The sequence below is a fragment of the Pseudomonas sp. NBRC 111140 genome (genome assembly GCF_001320885.1).
In the GTDB taxonomy this organism is placed as follows: domain Bacteria; phylum Pseudomonadota; class Gammaproteobacteria; order Pseudomonadales; family Pseudomonadaceae; genus Aquipseudomonas; species Aquipseudomonas putida_P.
The window spans coordinates 48480-64286 of the sequence record NZ_BCBQ01000013.1 but is presented as its reverse complement, the minus strand read 5'-3'; the positions used below and the strand labels follow the sequence as shown (position 1 = coordinate 64286).

Here is a 15807-nt window from a genome sequence, read left to right as displayed (position 1 = left end):
TGCAGGATGCCCAGGGACCAGCGCGCGCAGATGTGCGGCCGTGGGCAAGGAGGCCGCCAGTACCACGCAACCGTGACGTGGCCGGCGCGCCGCAGCAGAACACGCCGGACACCTGCCCTCACAATCATTCAGGCAGGGTCCGTGATGCCGAGGTCCGCTGTATGCCTGATGAATTGCTCCACCTGCCCGATATCCAGCGCATTCTGGCCCGCGACAAGGCCACCCCTGGGGCCCTGTTGCCGATCCTGCATGCCATCCAGCACGACATCGGTTACATCCCCGATGCGGCTGTCCCCGAAATCGCTCATGCCCTGAACCTTAGCCTGGCCGAGGTGCGCGGGGTGATCAGCTTCTACCACGATTTCCGCACCGCGCCGCCTGCCCGTCATACTCTGCGCCTGTGCCGCGCCGAGTCGTGTCAGAGCCGTGGCGCCGAGGCCCTGGCCGCGCAGCTGCGTGAACAGCTGGCACTGGACGATCATGGCACCAGCGCCGACGGCGCCATCAGCCTTCGGCCGGTGTATTGCCTGGGCGCCTGTGCCTGCTCGCCGGCGCTGGAGCTGGACGGCCAAGTGCACGCGCGCCTCACCCCCGAGCGCCTGCGCGCCCTGGTCAATGGTTGCCGGGAGGACGCTGCATGCTGACCCTGTACATTCCCTGCGATTCGGTCGCCCGCGCCGTGGGTGCCGATCAGGTCGTCGAGGCCTTGCAGCGCGAGGCCGAGCGCCGCCAGTTGCCTCTGGACATCCAACGCACCAGCTCACGCGGGTTGTACTGGCTGGAGCCGCTGATCGAGTGCGACAGTGCGCAAGGGCGCCAGGGCTTCGGCCCGGTTACCCCGCAGGACGTGCCGTCCCTGCTCGATGCCCTGGCCGGTGATCCTGGTGGCCACTCACTGGCACTGGGCGCGGTCGAAGAAATACCTTACCTCAAGACCCAGCAGCGCCTGTTGTTCGCCCGCGCCGGCATCACCCGCCCGTTGTCGCTGGATGACTACCGCGCCCACGGCGGTTTCGCAGGGCTGGAGGCAGCCGTGGCCCTGGACGGTGCCGACGTGGTCGCTGCAGTACTCGATTCCGGTCTGCGTGGCCGTGGTGGCGCGGCGTTCCCGGCTGGCATCAAGTGGCGCACCGTGCGTGACGCCGATGCCGGGCAAAAATACGTGGTGTGCAACGCCGACGAGGGTGACTCCGGCACCTTTGCCGACCGCATGCTGATGGAGGGCGACCCCTTCCTGCTGATCGAGGGCATGATCATTGCCGGCCTCGCCGTCGGGGCCGACAAGGGATACATCTATGTACGCTCGGAATATCCCGACGCTATCCGCTCGCTTGACCAGGCCTTCACCATTGCCCGTGATGCGGGGTACCTCGGCACTGACGTAGCCGGCAGCGGCCTGGCGTTCGACCTGGAAGTGCGGGTGGGCGCCGGCGCCTATATCTGCGGCGAAGAAACCGCGTTGCTCGAATCCATCGAAGGCAAGCGCGGCATCGTCCGCGCCAAGCCCCCACTGCCCGCGCTGCAAGGCCTGTTCGGCTTGCCGACGCTGGTGCACAACGTGCTTACCCTGGCTTCGGTGCCCATCATTCTGGCCAAGGGCGCGGCGTTCTATCGCGATTTCGGCATGGGCCGCTCGCTGGGCACCATGCCGTTCCAGCTGGCCGGTAACATCCGCCAGGGTGGCTTGGTGGAGCGTGCGTTCGGCCTGACCCTGCGCGAACTGGTGGACGGTTACGGCGGTGGCACGGCCAGTGGCCGGCCGCTGAAGGCCGCGCAGGTCGGGGGGCCGCTTGGTGCCTGGGTACCCCCCAGCCACTTCGACACGCCGCTGGACTATGAAGCCTTCGCCGCCATGGGCGCGATGCTCGGCCACGGCGGTGTAGTGGTGGCCGACGACACCCTGAACATGGCCAGCATGGCGCGTTTCGCCCTGCAGTTCTGCGCCGAGGAGTCCTGTGGCAAGTGCACCCCATGCCGCATCGGCTCGACGCGGGGCATGGAAGTGGTCGACCGGCTGATCGCCAGCAGCGACCTCGCTGAACGCCACGACCAGGCGCTGGTGCTGCGCGACCTGTGCGACACGATGCAGTACGGCTCGCTGTGCGCCATGGGTGGCATGACCGCCTACCCGGTGGCCAGTGCGCTCAAGTACTTCCCTGCCGATTTTGGGCTGACCACCACGGAGGCCGCGCAGTGATCAATTTCTTCGACCCCGCTTCTGATAAAAACAGCGACCTCGGCACCCCGGCCCGTGACAGCGACGTGCAGGTCAGCCTGAGCATCGACGGCCGCGCCATCAGTGTGCCCGCCGGCACCTCGGTGATGCGCGCCGCCGCGATGCTCGGCACCAGCATCCCCAAACTGTGCGCCACCGACAGCCTTGAAGCCTTCGGCTCGTGCCGCATGTGCATGGTGGAAATCGAAGGCATGCGCGGCTACCCGGCGTCCTGCACCACGCCGGTCAGCGAAGGCATGGTGGTACGTACCGAAACCCCGCGCCTGGCCGGCCTGCGCCGCAACGTGATGGAGCTGTACATTTCCGACCACCCGCTGGACTGTCTGACCTGCTCGGCCAACGGTAACTGCGAGCTGCAGACCGTGGCTGGCCAGGTGGGCCTGCGCGAGGTGCGCTATGGCTATGACGGCGCCAACCACCTGGCCGAGAAAAAGGACGTTTCCAACCCGTATTTCGACTACGAGCCGAGCAAGTGCATCGTTTGCAGCCGCTGCGTGCGCGCCTGCGAGGATATCCAGGGCACATTTGCCCTGACCATTACCGGGCGTGGTTTTGAATCGCGGGTAGCGGCAGCGGGTGGTGATGACTTCCTCACTTCCGAGTGCGTGTCGTGCGGCGCCTGCGTGCAGGCCTGCCCGACTGCGACCCTGACGGAAAAGAGCCTGGTGCAACTTGGCCAGCCTGAGCGTTCGGTCATTACCACGTGCGCCTACTGCGGCGTTGGCTGTTCGTTCCGCGCCGAAATGAAGGGCGACCAGCTGGTGCGCATGGTCCCGGACAAGAACGGCGGCGCCAACCATGGCCACGCCTGCGTCAAAGGCCGCTTCGCCTGGGGTTATGCCACCCACCCGGACCGCATTACCAAGCCGATGATTCGCAAGCGCCTGGAAGACCCGTGGCAGGAAGTGAGCTGGGACGAGGCGGTGACCTATGCCGCCAGCGAGTTCCGCCGCATCCAGCTCAAGTACGGGCGCGACGCCATTGGCGGCATCACCTCCAGCCGCTGCACCAACGAAGAAGCCTACCTGGTGCAGAAATTGGTGCGCACGGCATTCGGCAACAACAACGTCGATACCTGCGCGCGGGTGTGCCATTCGCCCACTGGCTATGGCCTGAAGCAGACCCTGGGTGAATCGGCGGGCACGCAAAGCTTCGATTCGGTGATGCAGGCCGACGTGGTGCTGGTGATCGGCGCCAACCCCACCGATGCTCACCCGGTGTTTGGTTCGCAACTCAAGCGTCGCTTGCGCCAGGGGGCTCGGCTGATCGTGATCGACCCACGGCGTATCGACCTGGTCGACTCGCCGCACGCCCGTGCCGAGCTGCATCTGCAACTGCGCCCAGGCACCAACGTGGCCATGCTCAACGCCCTGGCCCACGTGATAGTCACCGAGGGCCTGCTGGCTCAACGCTTCATCGATGCCCGCTGCGAAACCGAAGACTTCGCCCGCTGGCGCGACTTCGTCAGCCTGGCAGACAACGCCCCCGAGGTGCTCGGCCCGGTCTGTGGTGTGCCTGCCGAGCAGATCCGCGCCGCTGCGCGGTTGTATGCCACCGGCGGCAACGCAGCCATCTATTACGGCTTGGGCGTGACCGAGCACAGCCAGGGTAGTACTGCGGTGATGGGCATCGCCAACCTGGCCATGGCCACCGGCAATATCGGCCGCGAGGGGGTAGGGGTGAACCCGTTGCGCGGGCAGAACAACGTGCAGGGTTCGTGCGACATGGGTTCGTTCCCCCACGAGCTGCCCGGCTACCGGCATATCTCCAACGAGGGCGTGCGCGCCGAGTTCGAACGAGCCTGGGGCGTGACCCTGCAGCCCGACCCTGGTCTGCGCATTCCCAACATGTTCGAGGCTGCGTTGGACGGCAGCTTCAAAGCGTTGTACTGCCAGGGTGAGGACATCGCCCAGAGCGACCCTAACACCCAGCACGTCACGGCAGCCTTGCACGCCATGGAGTGCGTGGTGGTGCAGGATATTTTCCTCAACGAAACCGCCAAGTTCGCCCATGTTTTCCTGCCGGGCAGTTCATTCCTGGAAAAGGACGGCACTTTCACCAATGCCGAGCGGCGCATTTCGCGGGTGCGCAAGGTCATGGAGCCGCTGGCCGGCAAGGCCGACTGGGAAGCCACCGTGGCCCTGGCCAACGCCCTGGGCTACCCGATGAACTACCGCCACCCGTCCGAGATCATGGACGAGATCGCTCGCCTGACGCCGACCTTCCGCCGGGTAAGCTACGCCGAGATCGACCGCCATGGCAGCCTGCAATGGCCATGCAACGATGCTGCACCCGATGGCACACCGACCATGCACATCGACCAGTTCGTGCGTGGCAAGGGCCGCTTCATGCTTACCGGCTACGTGCCCACCGACGAAAAGGTCAACAACCGCTATCCGCTGCTGCTGACCACCGGGCGCATCCTCAGCCAGTACAACGTCGGGGCTCAGACCCGGCGTACCGGCAACGTCGCCTGGCATGACGCCGACCGTTTGGAGATCCACCCGACCGACGCCGAAAGCCGTGGCATTCAGGACGGTGACTGGGTGGGAATCGGCAGCCGCGCCGGGCAGACCGTGCTGCGTGCCAAGGTCAGCGCACGGGTGGCGCCGGGCGTGGTGTACACCACGTTCCACTTCCCTGAATCGGGGGCGAACGTGATCACCACCGACAACTCCGACTGGGCCACCAACTGCCCCGAGTACAAGGTGACGGCTGTGGAAGTGGTGAAAGTGTTCCAGCCATCACAATGGCAAAAGCGCTACCAGGACTTCAGTGATGAACAGCGGCGGCTGCTGATAGAGCGCCGCACAGCGGAAAAAGCCGAGGTGCGCCGATGAGCAGTGACAACCTGGTCAAGATGGCCAACCAGATTGCCCATTACTTCGACAGTGAGCCAAACCGGGCGCTGGCGGTGCAGGGGGTGCGGCAGCATTTGCAAAGCTTCTGGACGCCGGCCATGCGCCGGCAACTGGCGGAGTGGATCGAGGCCAACGCAGGGGAGGGCCTGGACCCGAAGGTGCGCGAGGCGATGGCCTAGCGGGCCTGCGCGGTCCCTGTAGGAGCGGCCTTGTGTCGCGAAAGGGCCGCGAAGCGGCCCCAGATTTCAGCTTTGATGCATAAATTTCTGGGGCCGCCTTGCGGCCCTTTCGCGACACAAGGCCGCTCCTACAGGGACCGCGCCAATCGTGGCAATTGCGTCAGCCGCGGGCCAGTTCGGCCTGGTGGGCGATGGCTTCTTCGCTCTTGAGCACCAGCACATCGCCCTCGAGCGCATCCAGCACCACCTCGGAAGTATTGCCAATCAACGCCCCGGAAATCCCCGTGCGGCACACCGTACCGATCACCGTCACAACCGCATCAAGCTCCTTCTCGGTATGCGGAATCAGCACATCCGCCGGCCCTTCGGCCACGTGTAGGCACGCTTCACTGATGCCGTACTCGGCCTGGAACGCCTTGCACGCTTCGCGGTAACGTTTTTCGATGGTATCGCTCAGTTGGTATGCCGGGTCCGAGGCCGACAGCATTGGCGACGGGTGGGCGCTGATGACATGCAGCTCGCCCTTGGCCAGTTTGGCAATCTCGAAGCCATGGTCGATGATGCTGGCATGCAGGCGGCGGTGGTCCTCGTCCTGGTTGCCCACGTCCACTGCAGCCAGAATCTTGCCCCCAGTCCACGGCCGTTCGCTCTTGACCATCAGCACAGCGCACGGGCACTGGCGCAGCAGCTTCCAGTCGCTGGGGGTGAGCAGGGCCTTCTTCAGCGGGTTGTCCGGGCGGTGTTCCTTGATCACCAACTCGCAGCCCTCGGCCTGCTGCACATAGATGATGGTGTCGTGCAGGTTGTCGCGCCAGGCCTCTTCGTGGGTGATGTTGTCGTACCCGTCATCATGCAACTGGCTGCTCAACAGGCTCAGTAGTGCACTGTGATCATGCCGTTTGTCGCACATCAGCAGGTGCAGGCGTGCGCCAGTGACGCCAGCGATCAGCTTGGCCCGGGTCAGCGCCCGGCTGTGGGCGTGCTCAGGGTCGAGGACGACGAGGATGCTGCGGACGGCTTGCATGGGCGTGAACTCCCTCAAAGGTGGCGACCAATGCCTGACTATAGTCGGCGCTTCCCCCGCTGGCGCTTGATATACGTCAAGCATAGTCACTGGCGCCACCCGCCGCCGTCGGTATAATCGCCGCCTCTGCCTGTTCCTGTGGTTGCACGTTTATGTCCCTGATCCCCGAAATCGACGCTTTTCTTGGTTGCCCGACGCCAGATGCCTGGATCGAAGCGGCGCTCGCCGACCAGGAAACCCTGCTGATCGACCACAAGAACTGCGAGTTCAAGGCCGCCAGCACGGCCCTGAGCCTGATGGCCAAATACAACACGCACCTTGATCTGATCAACATGATGTCGCGCCTGGCCCGCGAGGAGCTGGTGCACCATGAGCAGGTGCTGCGCCTGATGAAGCGCCGTGGTGTGCCGCTGCGCCCGGTGTCGGCGGGGCGCTATGCGTCGGGGCTGCGCCGCCTGGTACGTGCCCACGAGCCAGTGAAACTGGTGGATACGCTGGTGGTGGGGGCGTTCATCGAGGCGCGCAGCTGTGAGCGCTTCGCTGCGCTGGTGCCGCACCTGGATGAAGAACTGGGCCGCTTCTACCACGGTTTGTTGAAAAGTGAAGCGCGCCACTACCAGGGCTACCTGAAACTGGCGCACAACTACGGCGATGAGGCGGACATCGCCCGCCGCGTGGAACTGGTGCGCGCTGCGGAAATGGAACTGATCCAGTCACCGGACCAGGAACTGCGCTTCCACAGCGGTATACCGCAGGCACTAGCCGCCTGAGTCGCAGCAGGCGGCCCTGGGTTCAGTCGCGCCGGCCCAGCAACAGGCCGATCACCAGGCCGAGGCCGGCGGAAATGGCCACGGTCTGCCAGGGGTGGCCGCCAATATAATCCTGAGTGGCGTCCACCACCGGTTGCGCCTTGTCCCGCACATTGCCTGCGGCCTGGCGCGCCTGTTTCAGTTTGAGGCTGACCTGCGCCCGCAGGGTTTCTGCTTCTTCGCCCACCAGGGCGGCACTGTCGTTCAGCAGTTTTTCCGATTCTTCGATCAGCGATTGCAGTTCGCTGAATACCTGGTCCTTGATCTGATCGCTGTCCGCCAGCGTGGCGTTTTTCCGGGCCATGAACTCGTCCTCGTCGATGGGGGGTGTGAACAATGGATACCGCCACGTCGGGAAAGTTGCGGCGGCTTTCCGATGTTGCGTTGCCTGGGTGTAAGATAGCGGCCATTTTCAAACCTGCAGGTACCTTCATGAGTTTCAATCTGGCCAACATGAGCTTCGAGGAACGGGCGCAGATCGAGGCAGAGAAGGCTCGGCTGTTCGAGATGTGGCAGAACAACCTGGGCAAGGCCAAGGGCGATGCGGCCCGGCTGATTGCCGAAAAGCCACGGCGCAAGGGCAAGTGGGCCGAGTGGGTACGCGCCGAACTGGACGCCATGACGCCGCCCGAGTACGCCAGCATGGTGCGCAGCGAAGTCAACAAGCTGATGGCCGCGGCCAGCGCCAACCGCTGAGCACACCCCACCGGGCGTTTACCAGTAAGCGCCCTTGGGCAGGTCCAGCTTGCCCTCGTCGGTAAAGCGCACGGTGCCCAGCGGCCCGCCGGCCAGCTTGCCGCGCAGCGTGTAGGGCAAACCCTGCAGCGACTCTACCTTGCCCAGCCCATAGGCCTGGCGCAGGAAGGAAAACGCCGTGATGCTGACGGGCACCACGATTACCGCTTCGTCATATCGGCCAATATGGCCCTGCTGGTCGCTAACCCCGGCCGCTAGCGGCTGGCCGTTGACTTCCAGGTTGATGGCGACACCGTTGTAATCGATCGGCGCCTCGTTGGGGTTCTGTACCCGCATTTTCACCGCCATGCGCAGCTCCAGCTCCTGGCCGGGCAGTGGCTCGATGCCGATCACGCTGATGTTGACCGGGTCGCGTGGCTGGAACAGGGCGCAGGCACCTAGGCCATACGCCATCAGCAGGACGAGAAACAGGCGGATACAGTGGTGCAGGCGGGCAGTCATTGAGGGCGACCTTGCCAAAGTGAGCGAACGGTCAGTGTGGCAAATGCGCGTCGGCGTTGAAAGTATCCTCGCAGATGAAAGATACTGTTTCTCATTAACGTCCGATAACTCATCTTACTGGCAGTTTCCAAACCCATGCTGACGTCACCCGTGTCGGGCCTGCTGGCGACTTTCCAGGAGCACTACGACGACCTGTTGCAGTTCCTGACCCGGCGCATGAGCGACCGCCAGCGCGCCGCCGACGTGGCGCAGGAAACCTATCTGAAACTGGTGAACATCGACGAGCAGGCGGTGCCGGTGTTGCATGCGCGCAGTTTCATCTTTCGCGTGGCCGGCAACCTGGCAATCGATGCCTTGCGCCGCGAGAAGCGCATCGCCGCCAGCCACGACGACAGTGACGGCGCCTGTGAGGTGGCCTGCCCGGCACCGGCGCCCGAGGCGGCATTGCTGGCCCGCGAGCGCCTGCGGATTCTTGACCAGGCGCTGTTGCAACTGCCCGACAACGCCCGCCGGGCGCTGTTGCTCAACCGCGTCGAAGGCCTGACCCAGAAGCAGATCGCTCAACGCCTGGGCGTTTCCGAGAGCATGGTGGCGAAGTACATCGGCCAGGCGCTGCGCCATTGCCGCGGTTGGCTTAAGCAGGCGGGTGTGGCGGCGTCCGTGGTGGTGCTGGTCGCCGCCGTGGCGGGTTGGCGGCAGGCGCCGATGCTGCTGGCGGATTACCACACTGCTGTCGGCGAGCGGCAGATCATTACGTTGGCTGATGGCACGCGGGTGACGCTGAACAGCGCCAGTGCCATGAGCGTCGTTTTCAGTGAGCATGAGCGGCGTGTGGTGCTTGATGCCGGTGAAGCATTGTTCGAGACCGCTGCTGATTCACGGCCGTTTGTGGTCGATACCGCCGGTGAGCGGGTGCAGGGCACTGCCGCGACCTTCAGCGTGCGCCGCGATGGCCACGTGGTGTTGGCGCACGGTGAGGCCAAGGTAGGTCAACGCGAACTGGCGGTAGCGGCCGATGCCGGCATGCAAATGGCCTGGCAGCGCGGCAAGCTGATCTTCAACGGCAAGCCGCTGGGGCAGGTACTGGAGGAGCTTGAGCGATACCGCCATGGGCGCATTGTGCTGTCCGACAGCAAGCTGGCAGCGATGGAGGTGAGCGGGGTATTTGATCTGGATGAGCCTGAGGCCCTGTTGCGGACGCTTGAGCAGCGATATGGCCTGAAGGTTACCTACCTGCCGTGGTTGGCCGTGGTGTATTGATCGGCCTGCAGCGACCTCGTCGCAGTACAGAAATAAAAATATTTTCCATTTGGCACTGCAAGTTCGTGCAAGCCAGATCGTCGTAGTGGGACTGATCAGCAACCCATTCTCATTTACGACTTGTCAGGAAGCTCATACGTGCCTCTGATGCTCAAGCCCTTGCACCGCCGTCGCGGTTCTCTTCACCACGCCCTGATGTCCTGCAGTGCCCTGGCCATGCTGGTCGGTCCGCTGCATGTGTGGGCCGCGACGACCACCGAACAGACCCAGATGCAGGCTCGCCAGGTTCAGCTCGACGTGCCAGCCCAACCGTTGGGCCAGGCCCTGACCACTTTCGCCGATCAGGCTGGCCTGCACCTGTTGTTCACCACTGGTGATGTCGCAGATCAGGCCAGCCCGGCGTTGCAGGGCAGCTACAGTGTCGAGCAGGCCCTGCAGCAGCTGCTGGCCGGCAGCGGCATGAGTTGGCAGTTCAGCGATGCCCGTACGGTCACCCTGCGTAAAACCGAGGCCGCGCCGCAGGCGGTCAACCTCAAACCGATCGAAGTCAGCGTGGCCTCGCGCACCAGCACCGCAATCAGCGAAATCCCCGGCACCGTCTGGGTGGTCGAGCAGCAGCAGTTGCGCGAGCAGATCGACAGCGGTGTCAGCCTGAAGGAAGCCATCGGCAAGCTGGTGCCGGGCCTCGACCTGGCGCCGGAAGGGCGCACCAACTACGGCCAGAACATGCGCGGGCGCAACGTGCTGGTGATGATCGACGGGGTCAGCCAGAACAGCTCGCGCGGCCTGTCGCGCCAGTTCGACAGCATTTCGCCGTTCAACGTCGAGCGCGTCGAAGTGTTGTCGGGTGCCAGCGCCATCTACGGCGGTGGCGCCACCGGCGGCATCATCAACATCGTGACCAAGAAGGGCGAGCCCGGCCCGGCGCGGTTCGAGACCCAGCTGGGCGCCAGCAGCGGCTTCAACAACAGCGACGACCTGGCCACTCGCTTCGCCCAGTCGATCAGCGGCGGCAACGAGCGGGTCAATGCCCGGCTGGGTATCTCCGGTGAGCAGAACGAAGCCTTTTACGATGGTGCAGGCGACCAGATCTTCATCGACAACACCCAGACCGACCTGCAGTACAACCGCACCATCGATGTGCTCGGTACCTTGGGCCTGCAGTTGAACGACCAGCAGAGCCTCGACCTGTTGGCCCAGTACTACGACTCGGGCAACCACGGCAGCACGGGTATCTACTTCCCCAACCTCAACTACAACGCGCCGTCAGACCTGGAAGACGCCGAGCTGCGCAGCGGTTATTCGTCGGACCTGGAGCCGCGTACCCGACGCTTGTTGCTGAACGCCAATTACCACCACAACGACGTGCTGGGCCAGGATTTCTACCTGCAAGCCTCGTACCGCAAGGAAGACGACAACTTCTACCCGTTCCCGTACTACAACCGTGCCACGCCCACCGGTTCGCGCGGGGTGTACTTTGCTGCCTCGCAGCAGAACTTCGAGGTCACCAGCCTCAAGGGGCTGTTCGCCAAGCAATGGGACACGCTGAAGCTGACCTACGGCGTCGACCTGGACCGCGAGCGGTTCAACGCCGAGCAGACCACCTTCAATGCCCTGACTTCGTCCGAGTCGGGCGGCCTGGAGATGGAAAAGGACAGCAAGGCGGCGCGTTACCCCAGCTATCGGGTCGATGGTGTGTCGGTGTATGCCCAGCTGGACTGGCACGCCACCGACAACCTGACGTTCTCGGGCGGCGCTCGTCGCCAGCAGATGGACGTGGATGTCAGCGACTTCAAGGGCGTACCGGGCGGCAGCAACGACTACCAGGTGAACCTGTTCAACGTCGGTGCCATCTACGATTTCAAGAACGGCCACCAGGTGTGGACCAACTACGGCGAAGGCTTCGACCTGCCGGACCCAGCCAAGTACTACGGCAAGCCGGGCCTGAGCGTGGCCGACAACCCGCTGGCTGGCATCAAGAGCCGCCAGGTGGAGCTTGGCTGGCGCTATGCCGACCTGGACTGGGATGCCCAGGCAGCGCTGTACTACATCTGGTCGGACAAGATCATCAACGTCGATTCGCAAACGCTGACCATCAACGTGGAAGAGCAGAAGAGCCGCGACTTTGGCTTTGAAGGTGCGCTGACCCGGCACTTCCAGGCCGGTTGGGAAACCGGCGGCACCTTGCACTTGACCCGCTCCGAAGAAGAGGCTGCAGACGGTGGCTGGATCAAGCGTGATGCCCGCTATGCTTCGCTGTCCAAGGCCACCGCGTTCGTCGGCTGGAAGGGCGATGGCCGCAGCGCGCGGTTGCAGGCCAACCATGCTTTCAGCCTGAAGGACGATGCCGACCATGAGATCGACGGCTACACCACCTTCGACTTGCTTGGCAGCCAGGACACCGGTTTCGGTACCTTCAGTGCCGGCATCCAGAACCTGCTGGACAAGCAGTACAGCACGGTCTGGGGGCAGCGTGCGACGCTGTTCTATTCACCGACCTACGGGCCAGCGTACCTGTATGACTACCAAGGGCGTGGGCGCACCTACACGCTGACCTGGAGCATGGCTTACTGAGTGTTGCAGCCTGAACTGGCCTCTGTGGGCGCGGGCCGGTTCAGGCAAATGCTGCCAGCAAGTCCTGCGCAAACGCCTGCTGTGCTTCACCAACCCCCTGTGCCCGGTGCCGGGCCAGGGTAAACGGCACCACGAAATCCAGCCCCGGGTCCAGCGCCCACAACAACCCCTCGGCCTCCCAGTCCTGCGCGCAGTGGCATGGCAGGTAGCCGATATGCCGCCCCGACAGAATGAACGTCAGCACGCTCTCGATCTGCTCTGCCACCGCCATGCTGCGCTGGCTCTGGAACGGCTCACCGCCTTTGAGAAAACGGTACGGATGGCGCACCTGGTCCATGTCCAGCAGCCGCTCAAGCCCAACCCCCGACTCGCCGAACAGCACATGCCCTTTGCCGCAATACAGCCGTTGCCGCTCCTCGAACAATGGCTGGTAATCAAAGGCCGCCTGGTTGCCGGAAAAGTAGCTGATGGCACAGTCCAGCCGCTGCTCCAGCAACAACCGCTCAAGCTCCGCTGGCGGTGCACTGATCAGCTCCAATTGCACCGATTCCTCTCGCTTGCGAAACGCCGCAATGGCCGCCGCCAGCTTCAGGCTGACTGCCTTGTCCTGGTTTTCCGCCAGACCGATGCGCACGTTGCCCAGCAACCGCCCAGCAACGCCGTTGGCCTGCTGGCGGAACTGCTCGATGTTCAGCAGCAGGCCACGCGCCGCCTCCAATAACAATTCACCTTTGTCCGTCAGGCGAAAACCACCCTTGCCACGGCTGCACAGGCGGTAACCCAGGCGAGCCTCCAGCTGTGCCATGCGCTGGCTGATGGTGGGCTGGCTCAGGCCCAGCACGCCTTGCGCGGCGCTGAAGCCACCGGCCTGGACTACAGTGACGAACAGCCGCAGCAGGTGCAGATCGGGGTCGTGCAATTGTCCGAGCATTACATTGGTCCTGGTGAATGTCAGCTTTGCAAACTTGCCATTTCTGCAATGTAACCCGGCTGGCATGCTCGCGGCATCCACCCATTAGCCGAGGTGTCCGCCATGCGTCGATCGTTGTGCTTGTTGTCCCTGGTCCTGGCCTTGCCGTTACAGGCGCAAGAAAAGGTCGTGAACCTCTATAGCTGGGCCGACTACGTTGCCCCGCAAACCCTTCAGCGCTTCGAGCGAGAAACCGGCTACAAGGTGCGCTACGACACCTTCGACACCACTGAAGTGCTGGAAACCAAGCTGCTGACCGGTGGTAGCGGTTACGACGTGGTGGTGCCGTCAGCTACCGTGCTGGCCAGGGCGCTCAAGGCCAATGCCCTGCAACCGCTCGATCCCCAGGCCATGCCCGGCTACAGCAATCTCGACAAGGACCTGCTGGCCAAGCTCGCCGAGGCCGACCCTGGCAACCGCCATGCCGTGCCGTACACCTGGGGAACGCTGGGCCTTGGGGTGAATGTGGAGGCCGTGCGTCAGCGCCTGGGCGATGTGCCGCTCGACAGCCTCGACCTGCTGTTCAAGCCCGAGTACGCCAGCCGTCTGAAGGACTGCGGCATTGCCATGCCCGATTCGCCACAGGAAGTGATCGGGGTTGCCCTGAACTACCTGGGCAAAGACCCTTACAGCCAGAACAAGGATGACCTGGCTGCCGCGCAGAACCTGCTCAGCCAGTTGCAGCCGTCGATCAGCTATGTCGCCAATGGCCGGCAGATCAGCGACCTGGCCAATGGCAGCGTGTGCCTGGCGCTGACCTATAACGGTGATGCGGCAATGGCCGCCGACCAGGCCCGCCGTGCCGGCAAGCCGTTCGAGCTGATCTACCGCATCCCCCGCGAAGGCACGCTGGTGTGGCAGGACAACCTGGTCATTCCAAAAGACGCCCCGCACCCCGAGGCCGCGCGAGCGTTCATTGCCTTCATGCTCAAGCCCGAGTCGGTGGCGGCGCTGACCAACACGCTGTTCTTCGCCAATGCCAACCAAGCCGCCACACCACTGGTGGACGAAGCGGTGCGCAACGACCCGGACATCTACCCACCCGCCGAGGTACGCCAGCGCCTGTTCGCCGACCGCAGCATGGCCTTGGCCGATTTGCGCCAGCGTAACCGCCTTTGGACGGCTTTCCGCAGCCGCCAATGAGACATGACAACCAAGGAGCCCGACCGTGGAGCAAGCCGCAAGCAACGACCAGGCGATGACCCGCGACAGCCTGTATGGCACTGCCGCCGAAAGTACCTACGCCGGTATTACCAGTTTCTCTCGCCGCCGCTACAGCCGCGATTTGCGGGGTGTGGATGTGGTGGTCAGCGGTGTGCCGTTCGATACTGCCACCAGCAACCGCCCCGGCGCGCGTTTCGGCCCACGGGCGATCCGCGCCGCTTCGGTGCAGCAGGCCTGGGCCCGGCACTGGCCGTGGGCGTTCGACCCCTTCGACCACCTGGCGGTAATCGACTTTGGCGACTGCCCCTTCGACAGCGGCACGCCGCAGTCGGTGCCGGACAGCATCGAGGCCCATGCAGAGCATATCCTGCAGGCGGGTTGCGCCATGCTCACCCTCGGTGGCGACCACTTCATCAGCTACCCGCTGCTAAAGGCTCACGCCCGCCGCCATGGCCCGCTGGCGCTGATTCACTTCGATGCCCACAGTGATACCTGGCCGGACGAGGAGGGCAAGCGCATCGACCACGGCACCATGTTCTGGCATGCCGCCCGCGAAGGCCTGGTGGACCCGGCTTGCTCGGTGCAGATCGGCCTGCGCACCACCAATGACGACAGCCAGGGCTTTGCCATTCTCGACGCCCGACAGGTGCACCGCCAAGGCACCGAGGCGGTGATTGCAGCGATTCGCCAGCGGGTGGGTGAGCGCCCGGTGTACCTGACCTTCGACATCGACTGCCTCGACCCGGCCTATGCGCCTGGCACCGGTACGCCGGTGTGTGGCGGGCTGAGCACGGTGCAGGCGCTGGAGATCCTGGGTGGGCTGCGCGGTATCAACCTGGTGGGCATGGACCTGGTGGAAGTGGCGCCGGCTTATGACCATGCCGATATCACGGCGCTGGCGGGGGCGACGCTGGCGATGGAGATGCTGTGTCTGTATGCCGCCCGGCATAAAGTGGATAAGGGCCAGTAACTTGGAGCCGCGTTGCGGCCCATCGCGATGCTAGGCCGCTGATAGAAGCGAGCGCGTGCCCCCTGTAGGAGCGTCCTTGCGTCGCGATGGGCTGCAATGCAGCCCCATGGGCGCATACTGAAACATCAGGAATCATCTCCATCCATATTCACACTTTTGCCGCGAACCCTTCGCGCCTTAGGCTATCAAACCGACCAGGCGCGGCATTTTCGTACAGGAGGTGAAGCATGACCCCGACATTGCCCATCCTGGCCCTCGGCCTGGCTTTGTGCCTGCCCGCGCACGCAGCCCTGCAGCAGCCTTTGCAGCTCGCCGCCGGCAACAACAACCCCTACAACAGCCCGATCCAGCGCGCCAACCCCAACAGCCGCCAGGGCAGCATGCCGGCCACGCCACCGGTGCGCGGCCCGTCCACCGACCCGTACCAGCGTCCCCCCACGCTGGACAACCGCGGCATCGGCAACGGCGACAACCTGCGCCGCCAGCAGCAAACCCCGAACCTGGAACCCACCCGGCCACCGCGCGACAATCCGCGTGCGCCATAAGCCCGATTGAAAGGAATC

The 15807-nt window shown here is 64.2% G+C and carries 15 protein-coding genes; 11 read left to right on the top strand and 4 right to left on the bottom strand.

Features of this window, described 5'->3' with window-relative positions; genetic code table 11:
• The first annotated feature begins 161 nt into the window (after positions 1-161).
• From APH42_RS06580 to APH42_RS06565, 4 genes are read left to right on the top strand one after another with little or no spacing between them, the layout of a single operon-like run.
• On the top strand, positions 162-644 hold the full coding sequence (locus APH42_RS06580; RefSeq protein ID WP_012271469.1) for a formate dehydrogenase subunit gamma: 483 nt from the start codon (positions 162-164) through the stop codon (positions 642-644).
• Complete coding sequence (locus APH42_RS06575) at positions 638-2197, top strand: NADH-quinone oxidoreductase subunit NuoF (RefSeq protein ID WP_060492979.1); 1560 nt, start codon at positions 638-640, stop codon at positions 2195-2197. Before APH42_RS06580 ends, APH42_RS06575 begins: the two co-directional genes overlap by 7 nt.
• On the top strand, positions 2194-5076 hold the full coding sequence (gene fdhF / locus APH42_RS06570; protein ID WP_012271471.1) for a formate dehydrogenase subunit alpha: 2883 nt from the start codon (positions 2194-2196) through the stop codon (positions 5074-5076). Before APH42_RS06575 ends, fdhF begins: the two co-directional genes overlap by 4 nt.
• Positions 5073-5276: a formate dehydrogenase subunit delta gene (locus APH42_RS06565; protein ID WP_012271472.1), complete on the top strand. Its 204-nt coding sequence runs from the start codon at positions 5073-5075 to the stop codon at positions 5274-5276. Before fdhF ends, APH42_RS06565 begins: the two co-directional genes overlap by 4 nt.
• Before the next feature lie 160 nt (positions 5277-5436).
• Here APH42_RS06565 and APH42_RS06560 read toward each other — a convergent pair whose 3' ends face one another.
• Entirely contained in the window at positions 5437-6300 is an 864-nt protein-coding gene (locus APH42_RS06560; protein WP_060492978.1) for a universal stress protein, read from the bottom strand.
• A 152-nt stretch (positions 6301-6452) separates the two neighbouring features.
• Between APH42_RS06560 and APH42_RS06555 the strand changes: the two genes are divergently transcribed.
• Positions 6453-7070, top strand: a complete 618-nt coding sequence (locus tag APH42_RS06555) for a tRNA-(ms[2]io[6]A)-hydroxylase (RefSeq protein ID WP_012271474.1) — start codon at positions 6453-6455, stop codon at positions 7068-7070.
• Between the two features lie 22 nt (positions 7071-7092).
• On the opposite strand, the gene APH42_RS06550 is transcribed toward APH42_RS06555, so the two are convergent.
• Positions 7093-7413, bottom strand: coding sequence for a YqjD family protein (locus APH42_RS06550; protein ID WP_012271475.1), 321 nt, complete (start codon positions 7411-7413; stop codon positions 7093-7095).
• A gap of 128 nt (positions 7414-7541) precedes the next feature.
• On the opposite strand from APH42_RS06550, the gene APH42_RS06545 reads away from it, so the two are divergent.
• Entirely contained in the window at positions 7542-7805 is a 264-nt protein-coding gene (locus APH42_RS06545; protein WP_012271476.1) for a hypothetical protein, read from the top strand.
• An 18-nt stretch (positions 7806-7823) separates the two neighbouring features.
• On the opposite strand, the gene APH42_RS06540 is transcribed toward APH42_RS06545, so the two are convergent.
• Complete coding sequence (locus APH42_RS06540) at positions 7824-8306, bottom strand: LEA type 2 family protein (RefSeq protein ID WP_012271477.1); 483 nt, start codon at positions 8304-8306, stop codon at positions 7824-7826.
• 135 nt (positions 8307-8441) lie between these two features.
• Here APH42_RS06540 and APH42_RS06535 point away from each other — a divergent pair, with 135 nt between their 5' ends.
• On the top strand, positions 8442-9566 hold the full coding sequence (locus tag APH42_RS06535) for a sigma-70 family RNA polymerase sigma factor (RefSeq protein ID WP_012271478.1): 1125 nt from the start codon (positions 8442-8444) through the stop codon (positions 9564-9566).
• 147 nt (positions 9567-9713) lie between these two features.
• Complete coding sequence (locus tag APH42_RS06530) at positions 9714-12140, top strand: TonB-dependent receptor (RefSeq protein ID WP_060492977.1); 2427 nt, start codon at positions 9714-9716, stop codon at positions 12138-12140.
• A 40-nt stretch (positions 12141-12180) separates the two neighbouring features.
• Here the strand turns inward: APH42_RS06530 and APH42_RS06525 are convergent, their stop codons facing one another.
• Positions 12181-13071, bottom strand: a complete 891-nt coding sequence (locus tag APH42_RS06525) for a LysR family transcriptional regulator (RefSeq protein WP_060492976.1) — start codon at positions 13069-13071, stop codon at positions 12181-12183.
• A gap of 102 nt (positions 13072-13173) precedes the next feature.
• Between APH42_RS06525 and APH42_RS06520 the strand changes: the two genes are divergently transcribed.
• From APH42_RS06520 to APH42_RS06510, 3 genes are all read left to right on the top strand, one after another.
• Positions 13174-14253, top strand: coding sequence for a polyamine ABC transporter substrate-binding protein (locus APH42_RS06520; RefSeq protein WP_012271481.1), 1080 nt, complete (start codon positions 13174-13176; stop codon positions 14251-14253).
• Between the two features lie 25 nt (positions 14254-14278).
• Complete coding sequence (gene speB / locus APH42_RS06515) at positions 14279-15244, top strand: agmatinase (RefSeq protein WP_060492975.1); 966 nt, start codon at positions 14279-14281, stop codon at positions 15242-15244.
• Positions 15245-15471: 227 nt separating this feature from the next.
• A complete protein-coding gene (locus APH42_RS06510) occupies positions 15472-15789 on the top strand; it encodes a hypothetical protein (protein ID WP_012271483.1) in 318 nt (105 codons plus the stop codon).
• Positions 15790-15807: the final 18 nt, after the last annotated feature.